The following is an 18,204-nucleotide window of genomic DNA, read 5'->3' as shown; positions in this document are numbered from 1 at the left end:
ATTTTGAATGGATCACTTCAGGCGGATGACAAAGGGGTCCTGCATGGCGCCGGAGTAATCGAGGATGATGTTTTTCAGTCGCGAGAATTCCCGCATCACCTCGAAGCCGCCGCGCCGGCCGTAGCCACTTTCCTTGAAGCCGCCATTCGCCGACATAAAGGAGGAGGAGCGGTAGGTGTTGATCCAAACTGTGCCGGCCTCGATCTGATTTGCGAAGCGCATGGCGCGGTCGATATTCTGGGTCCAGATACCGGAAGCCAGGCCGTAGCGCGTGTCGTTGGCCAGCGAAATCATCTCCTCTTCCGAGGAGAAGGGCATAATGCCGACGACCGGGCCGAAGAGCTCGTCGCGCATGAAGGCCATGTCGTTCTGGGCTTCCACCATCACGGTCGGCTCGAAATACCAGCCGCGCGAGAGTTCATCCGTCTGCGGCCGCTTGCCGCCCGCCGCGATCCTGGCGCCTTCGCGCAAGCCGGAAGCAACATAAGATTCCACCTTGGTGAGCTGCGCCGACAGAGCGAGCGGACCGATATCGGTATCGTCAAGCATCGGATGGCCAACCTTGATGCGGCCGGTGCGGGCAACCAGCGCCTCGACGAATCGGTCATGGATACTGGCTTCGACAAAGCAGCGCGAACCAGCCACGCAAGTCTGTCCCGCAGCGGCGAAGACGCCGGAGACAACGCCGTTCACCGCACGTTCGATATCTACATCGGCGAACACGACATGGGGCGACTTGCCGCCGAGTTCCATCGAGCATGGCGTTAGGTTGGAAGCGGCATTGGCTGCGATGCGCCGGCCCGTCTCGGTGCTGCCGGTGAAAACATATTTGGCGACGCCCGGATGGCGTGTCAGCGCCTCACCGGCGCTACGGCCGGCGCCGGTGACGACATTGACGACGCCGGCGGGAAAGCCGGCTTCCGTGATCAACTCGGCCAGGGCCAGGGTCGAGGCTGTGGCGTGCTCGGACGGCTTGATCACCACGGTGTTGCCGATGGCGAGGCAAGGCGCCAGCGTGCCGGTGAGCAGCATCAGCGGCGAGTTCCACGGCGTGATCATGCCGACGACGCCGAGCGGCTCGCGGACGTTGAAGTTCAGCATGTCGAGTTTGTTGACCGGGATGGTGTCGCCCTGCAGCTTGTCGGCCATGCCGGCAAAGTAATGATAGGAGTCCGGCATGGCGCGCATCTGCGCCCGCATCTCCTTGATCAGCTTACCATTGTCGCGTGTCTCGATCGCTGCGAGTTCGTCGGCACGCTCCAGCGCGAGATCGGCAAGCTTGCGGACCAGGCGGCCACGGTCGGTCTGCGTCATGCGCCGCCAGGCCGGATTGCGGAAGGCGCTATTGGCGGCCGCAACAGCGGCGTCGACATCGGCGGCCTCGGCCTCGGCGAATTCGTACCAACTCTCGCCAGTCGTGGGATCGTAGCTGGCTGAGTAATTGCCGCTCTTCGGTTCGACGAAGCGGCCGCCAATGAAGAGATTCTGGCGCGAGCGTTCGAGGGATTTCACAGTCGTCTTCATCATCGCGGTCCTGGTGTCGGATTAATCGTGGCTGGCCTGCATCCAGGCCTGGGCTTGGCCTTCAATCATGGCGACGCGGCCGCCATCGCCGGTGTCCATGTAGATGCCGAAGCGTTTCTCCCGCCGCTCGCGCATATAGCGGCGCAGCATGGAGCGCAGTTCGTGGGTGGGGATTTGGTCGTAGGGCAGGTCATCGACCGGAAAGAATTTGAGATCGGCCGGCAGCGCCATGGCCGAGCCTTCGTCCGAGAGACGGGCGCGGTAGATCAGGTAACCGGGATCGCTGTCGGCAACGTCGAAGACCGAATAGAGGAAGGTGTCTTCAGGCACGAGGCTGAGCTCGCCGCCATCCAACATCAGCCGCTTGTCGGCCTTGCGGCGTCTGGCGGTGGGCAGCACCCAGCCGTCCTTGCCGTCGGCGCGAAACAGCAGACGGTCCTCGGCCTCGATGAGGTAGCCGATGACTATGCCATGCGAGGCGAGCCAGCCGGCGGGCAGCGGGTCGTTTACGCTGGCATAACGGCCGCGGCAAAAGCCGAGCGGCGCCGAGGGGCTGGCGCCGAAGGCGCGAACCTGGCCGATCAGGATGACGTGATCGCCGGCTTCGATCCGGTTGTGGACCGAGCAATCGAACCAGGTCATGCTGTCGGTGAGGATAGGCGCGCCGGTGTGGATGCGGTCATGGCTGACCGACTGGAACTTGTCCGGCGACTTCGAGGCGAAAATCGCGGAGATGTCGATCTGGCCTTCATGCAGGAAATTGACCGCGAAACTGTCGGCGCCGTTGAAAGCCTGGAAGCTCGATGCCGACTTGCCGACACAGACCAGCAGCAAGGGCGGGTCGAGCGAAACCGAGGCGAAGGAATTAGCCGTCATGCCACGCGGCGTGCCGTCCTCGTCGCGCGTGGTGACCACGGTGACGCCGGTAACGAAGGTGCCGAAAGCCCGACGCAGCGCGATGGGGTCGATCGAGGCGTCTGCCTGCGCCACTGTATCCACCATGGCCTTGCCGCCTCCTCTCCGTCTTCGGTTAGAAGAAGGTTAGCGGGAGGATAGGGGGGCTTCTTCCTCCGGTTGGCAGGAGAGGTAAGGGAAGTTCTGCTGCGATCCGGAGAGATGCGCAGCAATCGATGCCGGACTTCGGGGCAGGTTGCTCACAAGCCATGTGAGTCGGGGCGGGCGGATGCGAGGTTGGGTGGGGGCAGGGTGGCGCGACTGGGCAGAAAGTGAGCTCCCCACAGGGCTTTCCCTCTTCTGTCATCTCTGCGAAATGCCCGGCTTCTCCAGGTAAGAATTCGGTGCGTTCGCGCTTGCTCGCAATGTGAAGGAGCTCCCGCTCACCGACTGTCGATCACGCCGTGCAAGCGGATCGCCAATTCCACGGCAAACCGCTTCTCCGGCGTTTCCACGTCGACGCCGAACAGCTCCTGAATGCGAGTGAGCCGGTAGCGCAACGTGGTGACGTGCAGGCCCATGGTGTCGGCGCAGGCTTGGCTGCGGCAGCCTTCGCGCAGATAGGCCGACAGTGTCTCCAGATAGGGCGTGTTGTGCTCGCGGTCATGGTCGGCAATGGCGCCGACGCTGTCCTGCACGAAGCTCCTGACATCGCTGACCTCCGAGGCGGCGACCAACATCGGCAGTGGGCCAAAATCCCGGCCTGATAGCGCGCCCGTGCGTCCGAAGGAACGGCCGATGCGGATCATGCGGTTGCAGCGATCCCAGGCGTCGGGGTAGTCGGCGAGGGCGGTGCAGCGATTGCCGGCGACAACGATAGGTTCCTCGTCGAAATAGCGGCCGAGTTCCTCGGCGATGCGGCGCATCAGGCGGCCAAGCTTTTCCTGCCGCTTGCTCGTATCGAACGGCGCCAGGCAGACCAGCCCGCCTTCGGTGGCGATGATGTTTGCGGCGACATCCGCCTGCTGGGTGATACGGGCGAGGTTGTGTTCAAGGTCGATGGACACGCCGCCGAGATTCTTGGTGCGTTCAGGAAAATCGATGACGATCATCTGTTGCGCCGCGCCGAAGTTGAGGCCAAGGCGCTGCGCCCGTTGCAGCACGTCATTGGCATTACGCCAGCGCCGCTCGACGATTTCGAAGAAAAGCTCTGTCTGCGTGCGCGTCTCGAAGCGGAAGCGGATGAAGCTGCGCATCATTTGCACGCTGAGGGCGTATTTGGCGCTGTCGAGCATGAGATGGTCGAGATCGCTGAATTCGCGCACCGTCGGGAAGATGATGAGCGCGCCGATGAGTTGGCGGTCGACCGTCAAAGGTTCGAAGCGGACGCTCACCCTGAAGCGGCGCGCGCCGTCGTCGAGGAAGAGGCTCATGCTCTCGCTGTTGCCACGGTCGACGGCGTCCCGCGCCGCTTTCATCAGCGACCGACTAAGCGTCCCGGCGGCTGCCTCCAGCCAGGCGGCGTCAGTGTAGAAGTCGGGGTTGGGGGAATGGCCAGCAATCACCTGGTTGGCCGTGAAGTCGATCACGACGACGGGATTGGGTAGGAGGGCGCCGACCATGCTGGAGAGCGCGGAGACCGAGCCATCGGTCAAGACCTGCTCCAGTAGTGAGGTGTGGGCCTTCAAGGCCCGCTGCAGCCGCTCCGCCGCGCGTTTCTCGGCTTGCAGCCGGTGCTCGCGTTCCACCGCGATGGCGCCCAGATGTACGATCATGCCGAGAAAGGCGAGTTCCTCGTCCGAGACATCGGTAATCTGCCGGGCAATGACGCTCAGTACCATGGGCCCGCCCTCGGCATCCGAGCAGTTCATCGGCATGACCAGTACGGTGCGATAGTCGCGCTCGAAGGCCTCGCGACGGTAGCCGGGAAATTCCTCGGATTCGCGGGCGTCGCGGATATAAACCGGTTCGTTACGCTGCAACGCGATCAAGGAGGGACTGGTGGCCAACTCCCATTTGTCGGGGAGCGAACGCTGCAGCAGGGTCGGGTCGTGACGGACGATGACATGAGCATAGCCATGAGCGGCATCGATCGCCATGATCGAGCCGAGCGCCCAATGGGCGTGGTGGCAAGCAGCCTCGATCAAGTGGCGCAGCACAGTCGCGAGGTCGCCACCGCTGTTGATCTGGCTGGCGATATCGCGCAGAGCCAAAATCTGCGATTTCTGATCCACGCTGCGTTCTACTCCTGATTAGAATCAGCGGTTGAGATGCGGCTTGGAGTGACGGTCTCCCACCGCCATCTTCCCTCCCGCGTAGCGGTGGTTGCGAGAATGGCGGCCGGAGACCGTCATTCTAAGCCGCTCTCATCCTGCATCCCCTCGCGCCGATAATCCTACCCCGTTTCGACGCACGGAGCAGCCACCAATTCCTGCGAACCTTAGGAAGACTTCACGGGTCCGGCATCACTAGGTTTCCCGGCCTCAACCACTCGGGAATTCGTCGTTATGGATATCGGCGTCAGGAAGATCGCCACTTTTATCGAGGAGATCTTCATCGAAGGCGGCAAGCCTGCGGAGCGGCCAATCACCATGGTGGTGGTGGCGGCGATCCTGAGAAATCCCTGGGCCGGGCAGGGATTCGTCGCCAATCTGCGTCCCGAGATTCTGCGCGTAGCGCCAGTGCTGGGCGAGGAGATGACGCGCCGTATCCTGGCCCATATGCCCGCCGCAAAGGTCGAAGCCTTCGGCAAGGCCGCTGCAGTGGGCGTCAATGGCGAAATCGAGCACGCTTCGGCGCTGATCCATACGCTGCGCTTCGGGAATGTATTCCGCGAGGCGGTAGGCGGCACAGCATATCTGGAATTTACCAACACCAGGGTGGCGCCCGGCGCTCTTCTCTCCTTGCCGATGACCCATAAGACCGAGTCCGGCAAGCGTTCGCACTTCCTCACTGCCACGTTCCAGATCGCAGACGCGCCGGGGCCAGACGAAATCGTAGTCGCTATCGGCGCCGCTGATAGTGGGCGCCCGCATGCTCGCATCGCGGACCGCTTCCAGGACATGGCAGAGATGGAAGCCGAAAAAGCGCGGTTACCATTTGGCGTCTAAGCGGGTCGGAACACACCTTGTCAAAAACCGAAGTTGTCTCGATGACCGCTATGACTGCTCTCAAACGCGACATCCACCCCGCTCTCGGCTATCTCTCGGATGGCAGGCTTCTGCGCGAGTTCGCCTATATCGACGGGCGCTGGACGCAAGCGCTCGATGCAGCAAGCTTTGAAGTGCGCGATCCCTTCTCCGGCCAGGTTCTAGCCCATGTCGCCAGCCTCGGCGCAGATGACGCTACGCGTGCGGTCGATGCCGCCGCCCGCGCCCTGTGCGCCTGGCAAACGCTGGCCCCACAGGAGCGGGCCGCCCGCTTGCGCGCCTGGTACGATCTTGTCTGCGCTGCCCGTGAGGACCTGGCTCTGCTGATGACGCTGGAGCAGGGCAAGCCGCTCGATGAGAGCCGTGGCGAGATCGACTACGCAGCGTCCTTCATCGAGTGGTATGCGGAGGAGGCCAAGCGTCTGAACGCCGAGGGCGTGACCAGCCATCTTCCCGGAGCGCAGATGCTGGTGTCGCGCGAGCCGCTCGGCGTCGCCGGATTGCTGACGCCATGGAACTTCCCCTCCGCTATGGTGACGCGCAAGGCCGCCGCCGCCCTGGCGGCCGGCTGCACCGTCGTGATCCACCCTTCCTCCTATACGCCGCTTTCCGCCCTCGCTCTGGCCGAACTCGCCGAGCGGGCGGGCATACCAGCAGGCGTGTTCAACGTCGTCACAGGCCAGGCCCAGCCGATCGCCCAGCGTTTATGCGAAGACAGTCGCGTGCGCGTGATGAGCTTCACAGGCTCCACCGAGATCGGGCGCTTGATCGCACAACAGTGTTCATCGACAGTGAAGCGCCTGATCATGGAGCTTGGCGGCAATGCGCCGCTGATCGTGTTCGACGATGCCGACCTCGACCGCGCTGTCGGGATCGCCATGGACGCCAAATTCGCCACCTCCGGGCAGGATTGCCTGGCCGCCAACCGCATCTATGTGCAGCGCGCCCTCTATCCCGCCTTCTGCGAGGCCCTCGCCAGGCGCGTCGCGGCGCTGAAGGTTGGCTGCGGGCTCGAGCCCGGCGTGCAGATCGGTCCCCTGATGCACGAGCATGCCGTTGCCCGCACCGAAGCGCGCATTGAGGACGCGCTCCTCCGCGGCGCCCGGCGGCTCGCTGGCGGCGCGCCCGCACCCGGCCCGCGCTTCGTCATGCCGACCCTGCTCGCCGACGTGCCGGACGATGCCGCTATCATGCAAGAGGAGGCGTTCGCGCCCGTCGCCTGCATCACGCCATTCGACGGCGAGGAAGAAGTGGTGGCGCGGGCCAATGCCACTGAATACGGCCTCGTCGCCTATGTCATCACCGACAATTGTGCGCGGGCGCTGCGCATGAGCCGCGCGCTCGAATACGGGATGGTCGCGGTCAACCGCGTCAAGCTCACCGGCGCGCCTATTCCCTTCGGCGGTGTCAAGCAATCAGGCATGGGCCGCGAGGGTTCGCGCCAAGGGCTCGAAGCTTTCACCGACCTCAAATACACGTGCCTCGATCTCGCTTAAGATAGGATGCCCTATGGACCGCGCCGTATCCGACAATGAATTGACCGCATGGGATCGCGATCACTTCTTCCATCCCTCGACCCATATGGCCCAGCATGCGCGCGGCGAGACGCCCAACCGCATCATCACCGCAGCCGAGGGCGTCTACATCACCGATCGCACCGGTAGGCGTAGCCTCGATGCCTTTGCCGGGCTCTATTGCGTCAATGTCGGCTATGGCCGCACCAAGATCACCGACGCCATCGCCGCCCAGGCGGCGGCGCTGCCCTATTACCACGCCTATGTCGGCCATGGCTCCGAGCCCTCGATCCGGCTCGCCAAGATGATCATCGACCGCGCCCCCGCGAACATGAGCCGGGTCTTCTTCGGCCTCAGCGGCTCCGATGCCAATGAGACCAACATCAAGCTGGTGTGGTACGTCAACAATGTGCTCGGGCGGCCTGAGAAGAAGAAGATCATCTCGCGCTGGCGCGGCTATCACGGCTCGGGCTTGATGACAGGTAGCCTCACCGGTCTCGCCGCCTTCCACACTCTGTTCGACCTGCCCAAGGCGCCGATCCTACATACGGAAGCGCCCTACTATTTCCGCCGGCCGGACCGCTCACAGAGCGAGGAGCAATTCGCGGGCTTCTGCGCCGACAAGCTTGAGGAGATGATCCTCGCCGAGGGGCCCGAGACGGTTGCGGCCTTTATCGCCGAACCGGTGCTTGGCACCGGCGGCATCGTGCCGCCACCTCGGACTTATTGGGCCAAGATCCAGGCGGTGCTCGCCAAATATGACATCATGCTAATCGCCGATGAGGTCATCACCGGCTTCGGGCGCCTCGGCTCGATGTTCGGCTCTGTCCATTACGGCGTCAAGCCCGACTTGATCACGATCGCCAAGGGGTTGACCTCGGCCTATGCGCCGCTGTCGGGCGTGATCGTGTCCGAAAGGGTCTGGCGCATCCTGGAGCAAGGATCCGACGAGTTCGGCGCCATCGGTCATGGCTGGACCTATTCCTCGCACCCATTGTGCGCGGCGGCCGGCGCCGCCAATCTGGAAGTCGTTGACGAGATGGGCCTCGTCGCCAATGCCGGCGAGGTCGGCGCCTATTTCAGGCAGAAGCTGCACGACGCGGTCGGCGGTCACAGGCATGTCGGCGAGGTGCGCGGAGAGGGTATGCTGGCGGCGGTGGAATTTGTGAGGGATCGGGATGATCGTGCCTTCTTCGATGCCTCGGAGAAGGTGGGCGTCCGCGTAGCTGCCGCCCTGGTTGCCCATGGCGTCATCGGTCGCGCGATGCCACAGGGCGACATACTCGGTTTCGCACCGCCACTCTGCCTGACGCGCGAGGAAGCCGATATTGTCGTCGACGCGACCGCGAAGGCGGTCCGCGAGGTGCTCGGCTGAAGGCTGACGCCGCCGGCGCGGTGAGGGTCTTTCACTATCCCGTCCCGCACTGCGGCTTAGTCGGAATCTGCAACCTAAGTCGCCTCGCGATGGGACCGCTTTCCGATCAACGGGATTGGGAGGTTGGCGGGCGATTTATGACGACTGAACCGCCGCTACTTGCTCGGATTCCAGCTCCAACCAGCGATCTTCCAGCCTGCCGACGTGCGCCGCAGCGCAAAGGCGATTGTCGCGGCGTCGCGCGTAGAAACCCCCTTCGCTCTGTAAGACCAAACGGCAGGAAAGACGGCATAGGCGCGGTCGCCGACGGCGAGTTGCACGATCGGGACGTCGTAGACGATGCTTCCGTCCGCGATGCCTCGCTCCTCCGCATATTCGTGCCGCTTCTGGCACCCCGTTGCGCCCAGTAAGGTGGTGTGGATTCCCGCCCTGGAGTCGCTGGTTCGAAAGCGTGAAGACGCTTAGAGTGCTGAAACCAAAAACAGTGATCGCCGGGCATAAGAAGCTCGACGTCGGCGCTGAGGCAGGAGCCTTCGTGGACGGAACGGAGGCGTACCTACGCGACTTCGCTCACGCGGCCGCTTCATCAACTACGGCCGAAGAAATTGTTTCTAGTGTTGTGTCTCTAACGTAAGATTCCAAAATCTTGTCGGGTGTGCGAATCTTGGCGCACGGGCAAGATCGAACGCATTGATGTGTCGGCAGATGACCGGGAGCGGCTGAGCCGTTTGACGCGGGACCGCAACACACCGCAGAAAGTGGTTTGGCGCGCGCGCATCGTGTTGTTGGCGGGCGAAGGGATGGGCGCGGTTGACGTTGGACGCGAAGTCGGCGTGAGCGTTCTTACCGTTCGCCGCTGGCGACGACGCTACCGCGACATGGGGGTTGAAGGGCTCCTGAAAGATGAGTCGCGTCCCCCGCGCAGGAAGCCGCTTTCGGCGGCGGCGATCAACAAAGTCGTGGACCTGACGCTTCACGCCAAGCCGCCGGCGGCGACGCATTGGAGCGTGCGCTCCATGGCGAAGGCTTCCGGTCTTTCGCCCAGTTCCGTGCAACGCATCTGGAAAGCGCACGGGCTCAAGCCGCATCTGACGCGAACCTTCAAGCTCTCGCGCGATCCGCTGTTTGAGCAGAAGGTCGCCGATGTCGTCGGCCTCTATTTGGACCCGCCAGAAAGAGCGCTGGTTCTGTCGGTCGACGAGAAAAGCCAAATCCAGGCGCTCGATCGAACGCAACCCGGCCTGCCGATGAAGAAAGGCCGCGCCGGGACAATGACGCATGACTACAAACGGCACGGGACCACGACGCTGTTGGCCGCGCTTGACGTGGCGAGCGGCAAGGTCATCGGCGAATGCATGAACCGGCATAGGCATCAGGAATTCCTGCGCTTCTTGCGCACCATCGACCGCGGCACGCCGAAGAACCTCGATCTGCATCTCGTCTGCGATAATTACGCAACGCACAAACATCCCAAGGTCAAAGCGTGGCTCGCGCGCCACACGCGCTGTCATCTGCATTTCACGCCGACCTCGGCCTCATGGCTCAATCAGGTCGAGCGCTTCTTCGGTCTCATCACCGAGGACGCCATCCGACGCGGTGTCTTCCACAGCGTCGCCGAACTCGAACAATGTATCAATCGTTACCTGGACAACCACAACGCAGACCCCAAGCCGTTCGTCTGGACCGCAACAACCAGTAAAATCCTCGATAAAGTTGCAAAAGCGAAACAAGCGTTGGAATCACAACACTAGGATGCGCGACAGCTATCCCAATTACGAGAATGCTGCGATATTGGCGACGTCGGCAGAAGCATTCGTCAACCGGCCCGGCGCTTCACGTGCGGGCGTTTTGAGGTTGGTTCTCTCACCGAGCCCCCTCGACGCGTGGCGACGGCGACCGCGCCTAGGCCGCTGGGATCAGTTGACCCAGGGGAACGAGCGGGATTAATGGCAAGACGTCGTAGGCGACCAGGTTTGCAGCAGTAAAAGGCAGTGTCGAGAGCGCGGCTCGCGCGGCTTCTTCTGACTCGGCATTCAACAGGAAAACTGGACCCTTCTTGTCGACGTACCAGAACTGTTCGAGGATGCCGTCGACATAGAGCTTGAGGGTAGCAGCGGGTTCTTTGGCCATGAGCGGGGCGAGTTGCTCCTGCGGCACCAGACGCTTTCCAATAGCTAAAAACTTCATTTTCCTTCTCCTTTGAGTTTGTTCAACACTGCGCAACGTAGGCGGCTTGTTGGGAGGCGATTTCGTCGGAAATGACAGTTTTGGCGTCATTTACGCCAATCGTTCTGGTGATTCGCGATCTGAAGGTTAAGCGCGCTAAAGTTCGCTTGAGAGCTGCCTTCCCGAATGCCGCCGTCAAACCAACGCGGCGGCCTTCAAAGCTTCGGCACGATAGAGGGAAATCATGTCAGCCATCATTCCCTCAAACTTGGCTACCACCCCGGGTCCGGCGCTTGCCGCGGTTCCGGTGCCGAACGGCGGATGCGGATCATATTCGATGATAAACTCGGCCAATTGCGCCGCTTGTCGCCCGAACGCCTGTTCCGCCACGAGGAGGGCAGCTTCGAAACTGCCCACACTGGGTCCGGCGGTATAGACATTGCCATCGGCGACCACACCGCTCTTAACGACCTCCGTCACTCCGTAATGCGGTAGAATCGCGTGGGAGTTATAGCTGATCGTCGCGCGCTTGCCGCGTAGCAGGCCGGCGGCGCCGAGCGTCAAGACGCCATTGCAAACACCGATGACGTAGCGCGCCGTTCGGCCTCGGGCCGCAACGAACTCAACGACTTCGGCATCGTTCTGCACCTCCGGAGGCATCATCGGCACTGCGACGACATCGAGGTTGGGGCAGTCGGAAAAGGTCGCCGTGGGGATTGTCCACCAGCCTCGGAAGCCTTCCACCGGCTCAAGCGTCTTCCAGACCATGTAAATTTCCGCGCCGGGCATCGTCCCCAAGACAGCCTGAACGCCAACCATATCCAACGGAAAATAACCGGGGCCGATAACGATGCCGACCCGAAACGGAGGCGCGCCCGCTTTTGCGGTCGCTGCGCGGAGCCTATTGAGAGACGGAATGTCGGTGCTCATGTTGCTATTGGTCATCGTTTCGCTCTCTTTCTGTCGACGCCAGCGGCACCCAATTGCGACTTGATCCATCCCGTTTTGATCGAAGGCGTCACCCCACTTCGCAGCTTGTCATAGGAACGCGCTTGGCAGAAACGACATAAATGCCTTAAATACGGACACACCCGCGCGACTCGCGCAAAAGCTGCAGCGCGCAGCCGCCAAGCAGGAAAGGACCATGCGCAGGATTGTCTTTCTAGTTTGCCCGGGGTTCGGCCCACTCGACCTCACCGGGCCGATGTCCGCTTTCTCGGTGGCGCGCAGCATCTACGATGCGCCCTACGAGGTTGGCATCATCTCGGCCGCCGGCGGGATGGTCACTGGCAATGCCGGGCTAATGGTCGCCACCGACACAGCCAGCGAAGTCGTCGGTCATGGCGATACGGTGGTCGCCGTTGGTGGACCGCAGGCCATTGTTCCCGATAATCATCCCGAGACGAGCGCGACGCTACAACGGCTCGCCTCATCAACCCGGCGAATTGCCAGCGTCTGCACCGGCGCTTTCTATCTCGCCGAGGCTGGCATTTTGAATGGCCGCCGTGCCACCACCCATTGGCGTTACGCGCCGCTGCTTCAGTCCCGTTTCCCGAGCGTCTCGGTCGAGGTCGACCGGATCTTCGTAAAAGATCGCAGCGTCTGGACCTCGGCGGGCATTTCCGCCGGTATCGATTTGGCCCTTGCGATGATCGAGGCCGACTTCGGACCCGAGCTTGCAAGATCGGTCGCGCGGGAACTCGTTGTCTACCACCGCCGCCCGGGCGGCCAGTCGCAGTTCTCGGCGCTTCTGGAACTGGAGCCTGCATCCGGCCGAGTTCGCGATGCGCTCGCCTATGCGCGTAACCACCTCAACGAGGCCCTGACGGTCGAGCGGCTGGCCGAGGCAGCTTTTGTCAGCAGCCGGCAGTTCGCTCGCATATTTTTGAAGGAAACCGGGGAGACTCCGGCGCGCGCGATCGAGCGCCTTCGCGCGGAGGCGGCGAGGCCGCGGGTCGAGGACGGACTTGAACCGATTGAGTTCATCGCCCGGGATGTTGGGTTCGGTGACGTCGAGCGCATGCGACGCACGTTTGTGAAGCTGTTCGGACATTCGCCGCAGACCGTTCGTCGGCTGGCCCGCGCCCATGCGGAGGGCTTGCACTGACCGATCCACTCATCTGCAGGCGAGCGGTCGCAGGACGCCGATTGGGCATCGTCGCGATTTGTGTTCAAGCAAGCGCACGCCGGAGCGCGACCTAATTTGAGGCTATTTTGTCGTTTCGGCCATCGGCGCCCTGTGGGAGAAACAGTCGATCGACTGAGCGCTGAATGCGCCAAGCTGCAGTCAGAACCGCTTTCTGGTTGCGATCGCCCAGTCAAGACACTGCCAAAATTGGAGAGATATATATGGCTGGGCACCGGCGCGTCATCCGTGTGAACGAGGTCGATATCAACGTCGTCGAGTCAGGCGTTGGCGGTCCGACGCTCGTCTTTCTCCACTATTGGGGCGGCACCAGTCGCACCTGGACTCCTACGATCGAGCGGCTGTCTCAGACGCACCGTTGTGTGGCAATCGACTTTCGCGGCTGGGGCCTGTCAGACAGGAGCGCCACGGACTACGCGCTAGAGACGCTTGCCGACGACGTTGTCGGCGTCATCCACCACCTCGGTCTGAAGTCCTTCGTCGTCGTGGGCCACTCGATGGGCGCCAAGGTCGCATTGCTTCTCGCAGCGCGCCGGCCGGAAGGTCTTGCGAGCCTCGTGCTGATCGCACCGGCCCCGCCGGTGTCGCCAGGCGCACCGCAAGAGCGGCGCCAGGTCATGCTGGCGGCGTACCAGTCGCGTGAAGGCGTTGAGGCTGCGCTCGGTAGACTGGCTGCGATGCCTCTCTCCCAGGCCCACCGCGAGCAGGTGATCGAGGATTCGCTCTCGGGGACGGCCGAGGCCAAGCGCGTCTGGCCGGAACGCGACATGATTAGGAACATCGGCGCCGAGGCGACCAAGATCCTCGTACCAGTACACGTGTTCGTCGGTGACGCCGACAATGTCGAAACCGAAAGCAGCCTTCGCGCCGGCTTCAGCGGGGTACTTCCGGGAACAGAGATCGGCGTCCTGTCTGGCGTCGGCCATCTGGCGCCGTTGGAGGCACCTGCAGAGGTTGCTGGCGTTATACTGGCTACACTCACCGCCTGACTCCGTGCCTGCGGCGGGCAGCCGCGCCGTCCAGGCTGCGGGCAGGGCGGGGCGAGATGTTACGTCGATATGGCGCAGCCTTGAGGGGCTGGACGAAGTGACTGTTTTTGGCGTTAGTGGCCCGGAGCGGTAGACGGCCGCCGTTTGGCGCGGCGGCCGAACCTCCCACCGGCCGCTGACACAGCGGACCGGCCTTGAAAGCAGCAAGCCGGCTTTGCCGGGGGATACTAAGAAGTTCACGCCCGCTTTCGCACAGATCGTACGAGCGCTCGATCCCATGGCGGCTCGCCTCCGAAGCTTCCGACCAGGTGATCGATGAAGCGACGCGCCTTCAGCGAGATGTTGTGCGCGCTCGGATACAGCGCGTGGATTGCGAGGTCGGAGGTGCGATGGTCGGGGAGCAAAGCGATCAGATCGCCGGCCGTGATACGCTCCCCAAAGACGAAGGTCGGGCCATAGGCGACACCCGACCCGGCGAGCGCGGCCGCAAGAAGCATTTGCGTGCTGTTTGCCGCTAGGCGAGCGGGCCCATCAATCAGATGAGTCTGGCCCTTTGGGTCGGTGAGCGTCCAATCGCCGGCCGAGACCGCCTCGCTGAACGCGAGCCGGGGGGCGCTACGCAACTCCTCGATTGTCCGTGGCGTACCGAACCGCCTGAGAAAAACAGGCGATGCGCAGAACACCATACGACAAGGCGCGAGACGCCGTGCGACGAGATCAGAGTTGAGCAGCCTGCCGATGCGGATCGCGACGTCGATTCCTTCGCTGAGAAGATCGACATAGCGATCGCTGAGCGTGACCTCCACGGCAACGGCAGGGTGCTCGTCGAGAAAGCGACCCAGGACATCACCCAAATGCATGGCGCCGAAGGTCAGAGGCACCGCGATACGCAGCACGCCGCGAACGGTCTGTTGCGCGTCGCTGGCTTCGCGGTTCGCGTCGTCGACCTCCTCAAGGATGCGTTTGCAGCGGGCGTAATAGGCCCGGCCTGCGTCGGTCAGGCTGAGGCGGCGTGTACTACGCTGCATGAGGCGAATGCGCAGATCGGCTTCGATTGCGGACACATGCTTGCCGGCCATCGAGGCCGAGAGACCGAAACGCCGGGCCGCCTTGCTCAAGCTTCCGTCGTCAGCGGCTGCAACAAAGACGGCCATGCCGGTAAGACGATCCATTCCAACCCCCTATTCGATAACGCTATTATCATATCCTAATAAGAATATGGCGATTATCGATGAATTTTACTCGTTCTACCTTTGACCACAAGCCGACCTGGAAACTATTCGGCCGAGCAAAGGCACGGGAGACGTTATGAAGATCGCCTCAAACGGCATCCAGATTCACATTGAGGAGCGAGGCGGCGGCGACTTGTCCCTCGTCTTCCTGCACTATTGGGGAGGCTCGTCGCGCACGTGGGACAAAGTCATCGCGGCTTTGCCGAAATCGTACCGGAGCATCGCGACCGATCACCGCGGTTGGGGCGAATCCGATGCGCCCGCCAATGGCTATGGTTTGGCAGATCTGGCGGCCGACGCACAGGGCGTGATCGAGGCGCTGGACCTCAAGCGGTATGTCCTGGTTGGCCATTCGATGGGCGGCAAGGTCGCTCAACTCATGGCGTCGCGCCGCCCGAAGGGCCTGGCCGGGCTTGTCCTCGTCGCGCCCTCGCCACCTCAGCCCTTGGCCATCCCTCCTGAGGCAAGGGAGACCATGGCGGGCGCCTATTCAACCCGTGAGAGCGTCGGCGCGGCGATCGATCAAATGCTGAGCGCAAGAGTTCTGAGTCTGAAGGACCGGGACCAAGTGATCGAAGACAGTCTCCGCGGTGCGCCGCAGGCAAAGGCGGCATGGCCCCGTTCCACCAGCCTCGAGGATATCACTCGCGATGTGGCTGCGATCAATGTGCCCACCATTGTCATTGCGGGCGAACTCGACCGAGTCGACAGCGTCGATTTGATCAAAACCGAGCTGTTATCGCGCATTCCGCATGCCACCCTCCATGTACTATCTGGCACCGGGCATCTATCGCCTCTGGAGTCGCCGCAAGAGATCGCGCGGCTGATCGGCGAATTCGTCAAAGCGCGCGCGGCGAGTGAGGCGACACCTGAACGGAACAAGGCGCTCGTTCTCGAAGCCTTCGACACGCTCTTCAACAAGCGAGACTACGCGGCCGCGGAACGTTACTGGTCTGATCATTACATTCAGCACAGCGCCCATATCTCACCCGGCCGCGACGGACTTTTCAATCTCGTCCGGACGGCGCCTAGCACGCTGAAATACGAAAACCACGTCATCGCTGCCGATGGTGATTACGTGATTGCGCACGGGCGGTTCTCCGGCAATGGGCGGCCCGTTGCCTGGGTCGCCGCCGACATCGTCCGCATCGAAGACGGCAAGCTCGCCGAGCATTGGGATGTGCTCCAGGACGAAGTGACCAGGGCCCAATCCCTCAGCGGCCGGCCGATGTTCGGTGACCGCTTCGCGGACTGACATCCATAACAACACACCGCCAGGGAGTGGCGCAATGAAACTCAAAGGCAACACAATCTTCATCACCGGCGGCGGCTCGGGCATTGGCCGCGGACTCGCCGAATCGTTTCACAAGCTCGGCAACAAAGTGATCATCTCGGGGCGCCGCCGCGCTAATCTCGATGAGGTCGTCGCCGCCAATCCCGGAATGTCCGCAGTCGAACTCGACATTGCCAATTCCGAGAGCATCAATCGCGTGGCGGCCCGACTGATCGCCGACTATCCAGATATCAATGTCCTGTTCAACAATGCCGGCATCATGCTGCAAGACCAAGCCGCCTGCCGGATCGACGACAAGGTGCTGGTCGACGTCATCACGACGGATTTCATTGGACCGATCCGCATGACGTCGGCGCTCGTCGAGCACCTAAAAGGCAAAAAAGACGCTGTCATCATCTACACGAGTTCGGTCCTCGCCTTCGTGCCGATGGCGGTCACAGCAGTGTATTCGGCGGCGAAGGCCGCGCTTCATTCCTATGCGCTCTCGCAACGCTTCCTTCTGAAGGATTCGGGCGTCCGGGTGCTCGAACTGGCGCCGCCCTGGGTACGCACCGACCTCATGAATAGCCGCGAGGCCCAGGAGGCGATGCCGCTCGACCAGTTCATAGTGGAAACCATGGCGGCGTTCGGCGCCGATGCCGACGAAATTCTGGTCGAGGGCGCGAGGGACTTTCGCGCCAATGTCGGTCCGAACGAGCACACGCTCGTCAACAGATTCAATGAGTTCGCCACTGCCCGCTTTGCGGGCCGCTGAGGGCTCTGACGACCACATACATGATCGACAACCAACCTAACACGCTCCTCCCTCTCACCGGCTGACGCATGGGTGGGACCTTCCGCGACAACGTCTCGGAGGCATTGATCGCAACGGGCCTTTGCCGTTGCGATCGTTGCGGACGCAATTAGCCGCCGCTTTCTCGACACACGGCGTTTAGCTTCGCTAACAGACTAGCAGCGACGATAGCTCGCTTAAAGAGGGACGATCATGAACAGTGTGCTGCAGCAGCCAGCTCTTGGCAAACCGGGCCTATCGCGGTTGCAAGCTTATGTCTTTGTTAGCTCCGCGCATCCGCTAAAGGGACCTAAAGGAGGAACGTTTTCTCCTACGACAGCGACTCTTATATGCGGAAAGACGGAAGCCATCCTAATCGATACACTCATCGCAATAGAAGACGTTGACGTTCTCGCTGATTGTATCGCACGACATGGTCAACGGCTGACGAGCATATTGATCACACACGGACACCCTGATCACTATTTCGGTATGGATCGCTTGTTGTCCCGTTTTCCAACTGCCCGAGTTATGGCCGCCCAAGGTGTGGTTGACTATATTCGTGCAAATCGCGCGCAAGAGCTGGAATTGTTCGAAAACATGATGGCCGTCGATATTGCCAAGCCGAGTTCTCTTCCTGAACCGCTTGCGTCGGACGTGATGGCTCTCGAGGGAGAGCAACTTCGCATTGTTGACGTTAGCCAAGGAGACATAGCGCCCAGCACGGTGGTATGGGTTCCCGCCCTGGAGATGGTTGTCTCAGGTGACGTCGCCTACAACTCGAATCACCTTATGCTTGGCCTCTCTGGCCCTGAGGAATGGAAGCGCTGGATCGAAAGCGTGAACACGCTTAGAGCGCTGAAGCCAAAGACAGTGATCGCCGGGCATAAGAAGCCGGGGGTCAGCGATGAGGCAGGAGCCATATTGGACGGGACGGAGGCGTATATACGCGACTTTGCTCAGGCGGCCGCTTCATCAACTACGGCCGAAGAAATTGTTTCTAGGATGCGCGACAGCTACCCCGAATACGGGAATGTTACGGTACTGGTTATGTCGGCGGAAGCATTCGTTAACCGGCCCAGCGCTTGAAGTGTGGACGTTTTGAGGTCGGTCTCTCACCGAGCATTGGTCGGTGGCGTTGCGAAGTAA

The 18,204-nt window shown here is 62.0% G+C and carries 15 protein-coding genes; 9 read left to right on the top strand and 6 right to left on the bottom strand.

Annotation, left to right across the window (positions count from 1 at the left end; genetic code table 11):
• Positions 1 to 12: 12 nt before the first annotated feature.
• The 3 genes from GSQ90_RS23865 to GSQ90_RS23855 all read right to left on the bottom strand — a co-directional run bounded on the left by GSQ90_RS23865 (position 13) and on the right by GSQ90_RS23855 (position 4,652).
• Positions 13 to 1,524, bottom strand: a complete 1,512-nt coding sequence (locus tag GSQ90_RS23865) for an aldehyde dehydrogenase (protein ID WP_158817470.1) — start codon at positions 1,522 to 1,524, stop codon at positions 13 to 15.
• Between the two features lie 21 nt (positions 1,525 to 1,545).
• Positions 1,546 to 2,526, bottom strand: coding sequence for a flavin reductase (locus GSQ90_RS23860; protein ID WP_158817469.1), 981 nt, complete (start codon positions 2,524 to 2,526; stop codon positions 1,546 to 1,548).
• 335 nt (positions 2,527 to 2,861) lie between these two features.
• Complete coding sequence (locus GSQ90_RS23855) at positions 2,862 to 4,652, bottom strand: helix-turn-helix domain-containing protein (protein ID WP_158817468.1); 1,791 nt, start codon at positions 4,650 to 4,652, stop codon at positions 2,862 to 2,864.
• Between the two features lie 273 nt (positions 4,653 to 4,925).
• On the opposite strand from GSQ90_RS23855, the gene GSQ90_RS23850 reads away from it, so the two are divergent.
• From GSQ90_RS23850 to GSQ90_RS23835, 4 genes are all read left to right on the top strand, one after another.
• Positions 4,926 to 5,528, top strand: coding sequence for an amino acid synthesis family protein (locus GSQ90_RS23850; RefSeq protein WP_158817467.1), 603 nt, complete (start codon positions 4,926 to 4,928; stop codon positions 5,526 to 5,528).
• 41 nt (positions 5,529 to 5,569) lie between these two features.
• A complete protein-coding gene (locus tag GSQ90_RS23845; RefSeq protein WP_158817466.1) occupies positions 5,570 to 7,063 on the top strand; it encodes an NAD-dependent succinate-semialdehyde dehydrogenase in 1,494 nt (497 codons plus the stop codon).
• Between the two features lie 13 nt (positions 7,064 to 7,076).
• Positions 7,077 to 8,456: an aspartate aminotransferase family protein gene (locus tag GSQ90_RS23840; protein ID WP_158817465.1), complete on the top strand. Its 1,380-nt coding sequence runs from the start codon at positions 7,077 to 7,079 to the stop codon at positions 8,454 to 8,456.
• Positions 8,457 to 9,136: 680 nt separating this feature from the next.
• Positions 9,137 to 10,207, top strand: coding sequence for an IS630 family transposase (locus tag GSQ90_RS23835; protein ID WP_158817540.1), 1,071 nt, complete (start codon positions 9,137 to 9,139; stop codon positions 10,205 to 10,207).
• Between the two features lie 151 nt (positions 10,208 to 10,358).
• Here GSQ90_RS23835 and GSQ90_RS23830 read toward each other — a convergent pair whose 3' ends face one another.
• Positions 10,359 to 10,643, bottom strand: coding sequence for a hypothetical protein (locus GSQ90_RS23830; protein ID WP_158817464.1), 285 nt, complete (start codon positions 10,641 to 10,643; stop codon positions 10,359 to 10,361).
• A 174-nt stretch (positions 10,644 to 10,817) separates the two neighbouring features.
• A complete protein-coding gene (locus tag GSQ90_RS23825) occupies positions 10,818 to 11,567 on the bottom strand; it encodes a DJ-1/PfpI family protein (RefSeq protein WP_158817463.1) in 750 nt (249 codons plus the stop codon).
• Positions 11,568 to 11,766: 199 nt separating this feature from the next.
• Here GSQ90_RS23825 and GSQ90_RS23820 point away from each other — a divergent pair, with 199 nt between their 5' ends.
• A complete protein-coding gene (locus GSQ90_RS23820; RefSeq protein ID WP_158817462.1) occupies positions 11,767 to 12,729 on the top strand; it encodes a GlxA family transcriptional regulator in 963 nt (320 codons plus the stop codon).
• A 242-nt stretch (positions 12,730 to 12,971) separates the two neighbouring features.
• Entirely contained in the window at positions 12,972 to 13,757 is a 786-nt protein-coding gene (locus GSQ90_RS23815; protein WP_158817461.1) for an alpha/beta fold hydrolase, read from the top strand.
• Positions 13,758 to 13,993: 236 nt separating this feature from the next.
• Here the strand turns inward: GSQ90_RS23815 and GSQ90_RS23810 are convergent, their stop codons facing one another.
• On the bottom strand, positions 13,994 to 14,929 hold the full coding sequence (locus tag GSQ90_RS23810; RefSeq protein WP_158817460.1) for a LysR family transcriptional regulator: 936 nt from the start codon (positions 14,927 to 14,929) through the stop codon (positions 13,994 to 13,996).
• A gap of 136 nt (positions 14,930 to 15,065) precedes the next feature.
• Between GSQ90_RS23810 and GSQ90_RS23805 the strand changes: the two genes are divergently transcribed.
• The 3 genes from GSQ90_RS23805 (at position 15,066) to GSQ90_RS23795 (ending at position 18,144) form a co-directional block, all read left to right on the top strand.
• Entirely contained in the window at positions 15,066 to 16,244 is a 1,179-nt protein-coding gene (locus GSQ90_RS23805; protein ID WP_158817459.1) for an alpha/beta fold hydrolase, read from the top strand.
• Positions 16,245 to 16,278: 34 nt separating this feature from the next.
• Positions 16,279 to 17,037: an SDR family oxidoreductase gene (locus GSQ90_RS23800; RefSeq protein ID WP_158817458.1), complete on the top strand. Its 759-nt coding sequence runs from the start codon at positions 16,279 to 16,281 to the stop codon at positions 17,035 to 17,037.
• 231 nt (positions 17,038 to 17,268) lie between these two features.
• The gene (locus GSQ90_RS23795) at positions 17,269 to 18,144 is read left to right on the top strand and encodes an MBL fold metallo-hydrolase (RefSeq protein ID WP_158817457.1); all 876 of its coding nucleotides are present in this window, start codon (positions 17,269 to 17,271) and stop codon (positions 18,142 to 18,144) included.
• The last annotated feature ends 60 nt before the right edge of the window (positions 18,145 to 18,204 follow it).

Origin of the sequence: Methylocapsa sp. S129 (genome assembly GCF_009765995.1) — a bacterium.
In the GTDB taxonomy this organism is placed as follows: domain Bacteria; phylum Pseudomonadota; class Alphaproteobacteria; order Rhizobiales; family Beijerinckiaceae; genus Roseiarcus.
This window is presented reverse-complemented; position numbering and strand designations above follow the sequence as displayed.